At 69.7% G+C, this 2849-nt stretch carries 2 protein-coding genes; both read right to left on the bottom strand.

Features of this window, described 5'->3' with window-relative positions:
- Window positions 1-1480: hypothetical protein (locus RMO81_RS15290; protein WP_409049637.1), on the bottom strand; the 1480-nt coding region annotated here is incomplete at its 3' end.
- The gene (locus RMO81_RS15285) at window positions 1481-2647 is read right to left on the bottom strand and encodes an aspartyl/asparaginyl beta-hydroxylase domain-containing protein (protein ID WP_310476801.1); all 1167 of its coding nucleotides are present in this window, start codon (window positions 2645-2647) and stop codon (window positions 1481-1483) included. It lies immediately after the preceding gene.
- Window positions 2648-2849 lie beyond the last annotated feature (202 nt).

The following is a 2849-nucleotide window of genomic DNA, read 5'->3' as shown; positions in this document are numbered from 1 at the left end:
AAAACCCCGCCGCCAGCTGCACCAGCCCCTGTCGCCCGGCCGGCGCAGCGCCGCCCGCGTTGCCCACGCTCACCACCAGCCGCAGCTTCTCGCCGATCTGCCGCTCCACACTCACATCCACCCCGCCGGCCAGCGCCGTGCGCGTGCGCCAGCCGGCACTCACCGCCCACATCTTGCCCGGCGCCCCTGTCTCCAGCGTCGCCCGCAGCAGGCTGGCGAAACCCGGCACCGGCAGCGGCGTGAAGTCGGCCCGGTCGTGCCACACTGCCTGCGCCGTCAGCGCCAGCTGCGCGTCGGCACTCACCCGCCCGCGCCAGCTGGCCGCCACATCGACAGCCTCGACCCGTGCCGCATTCTGTGACTGCCATCTTCGATCAACCGTCAGCGCAAAGCCGGGCACAAAGGCTGGCGTCGCGATCAGGCCGATGCTGCGGCTCATCCCGCTCAGCGTCGCAAAATCATCCACCCCGCGCGCCACCTGCCCGCGCAGCGCGATGCCGGGAAACGCCTCCCAACGCCCGCCAACCTGCCACAACGTTTGGGACCGGCCCGCCAGCCACGCCTGCCGCACGCCCAGAGTTCCCACCAGATTCTCCGCCGCCGGTTTGTCCTGCAGCAGCGGCAGCGCGGCTTCAGCGAAAAGCTCCCGCGCGCGCACCACGCCGCCGCCCAGCCGCAATCGTCGCCACTCCGCGCCCGCTGCCAGGCTGATCGGGTCGGCCGCGCCCGGCAGGATCAGGCCGGTTGGCCCGCTCACGATGGCGCGGGCCAACGCTTGGCGGCTGCTGGCCCCTATCGCCTCGTGCTGGCCACCAGTGGACACCGCCAGCCGCCACTGCCAGCGCGTGCCCCCCGAAAGCCCGACAGCCACATCATACCAGTCGGCGCGGGCCGCACCTTCCGTGCGACGGGCAAAAATCCCCCGGCCCGAGAGTTGGGCCGCGCCCACAGCCTGTTGGAAGCGCCCCGCCAGATGCCAGCGATCCTGATTTGTGGCGCCGCCAGGCAGCGCGCCGCCGCGGGTATAGCCGCCGCCGATCCAGCCCACATCAGTGCCCAGTTGCAGATCAACCAGACCGATGCCACGCCCGGCCTGCCCGCCCGCCGCCGCCAGCAGCCGGCTGCCGCCGTCCACCGCCGACAGCGCCAGGTCCAACGCGCCGCTCACGCCGCCAGCGCCCTGGGCGACGCCGGCCGCCCCGGCACTCAATCGTGCGTTGTTGATCAGGCTGATCGGCAGCAGCGTCAGATCCACCACGCCACTTGGCGCCGGTGTCAACCGCAGGCCGTCAAGCGTTACCAGCGTGCCCGACAGGCCGGACACCGCCAGGCCCCGTTCGGACCCGCGCAGCCACGGCCAGTCACCTACGGCCTCGCCGGCCAGCACCGCGCCGCGCCGGCGCAGCGTTTCGGCCGAAAACCGCTGTTCGCTCACGATTGCCGGAGCGTCGCTGTTCTGGCTGGTGAGGGGCAGGTCCATTCAGGCCTGATCTGGGGTGTAGGCCGCCACGGATTCAAACATCACGGTCAGCGCCCGGCGCTCGTCTTCGCTCAATTCGGGCCGCCACACTTCAAACAACAGGATGGCGCGCGGCGCATCGCTGTCGTTCCAGGCTTCATGTTCGATGCTGTCGTCGAACAGCAGCACTTCGCCGGCGCGCACATCGCGCACCTCGGCCCCCACCCGCAGCCGGCAGCCATCGGGCACGATCAGCGGCAGGTGGCAGATCAACCGCGTGTTGAGCATGCCGTTGTGCGGCGGGATATGGGTGTGCGGCGCCAGGATGGAGAACAGCGCCATAGGGGCCGTGCCGGCGATGCGCGGCAGCGGTGCCTGCGCCAGCGCCGCGATGGTGGCCGGGCAGCGCGCGGCATGATTTTCAATGGGTTGGCCGCCGCGAAACAGGTGGAATGCGCTCCAGCGCGCATCGGCCAGCAGGGCATGGCCCTTGTTGGGCCGATCGGGATCAGCCTCGACATACGGCGCGATCCCAGCGCCGTGGGCCATCACCGCTTCGGCCTCGGCCCGGATCGCCGGCAGGGCGGCAGCCAGCGCGTGTGTCCAGGCAAAATCGGCCGGATCATAGAACGGGATTTGTGGCAGGCGCGGATAATAGAAGCTGGTGGGCTGTTGCAGATAGGGCTGGCTGCGCCCGGCCAAAATCTGCAGGGCCTCGGCGAATCGCGGGCCAGTGTTGGTGGTAACTACGCCAGCGTCGCGGAAGGCCCCCATCATGTCGGCTTCAAACCGGGCAAACGCGGCTTCACGAGCGGCAGCGGCGCGCTGCAGGCGGGCAACCAGATCGGGCGGCAACTGGCGGCCCTGCGCCGCGTTCAACGCCCGTTCGTACCAGGCGATGGCGGCGCGATCATTGCCGCTGCGCGTCTGCACTTCGCCGGCCATCACCAGCGCATAGGGGTTGGCCGGATCAAGCTCCACCACGCGGGCCACATGGGCCATCACGGCGGCGCGATCATCCAGCAGATCACAGGACTGTGCCAGCCAGAGCCAGATCTGCACCGTGGCGCGGCCGCTGGCCACAATCGTCTCAAAGGCCCGGCGCGCGGCGAGCCCATCACCGCGCTGCAGGGCCGCGATGCCGGCCTGCGCTGTGCGTTCGAGCGCGGCCTTTTCAGGATCATTCATGGTGCTTCGCCGGCATGGTGGCGACGGCAGCAGCGATCACTGGCTGCCGGGACGGCCCGTTGTCGAGTTGTTGAGATCGCGGGCGAATTGCTGGTTGGTGTCCGACACATAAGCCCATTGCTCGCGCGTCAGGCAGGTACGCTTGGCCTTGACCAGGCTGCCGGTTTCCTTTTCGCGCTTGCAGACGACTTCCTTGTTCTTG

The sequence above is a fragment of the Sandarakinorhabdus sp. genome, from assembly GCF_031422795.1.
Lineage (GTDB): Bacteria > Pseudomonadota > Alphaproteobacteria > Sphingomonadales > Sphingomonadaceae > Sandarakinorhabdus.
Note: the sequence above shows the minus strand (reverse complement) of the source record. Positions and strands in the feature narration are given on the sequence as shown.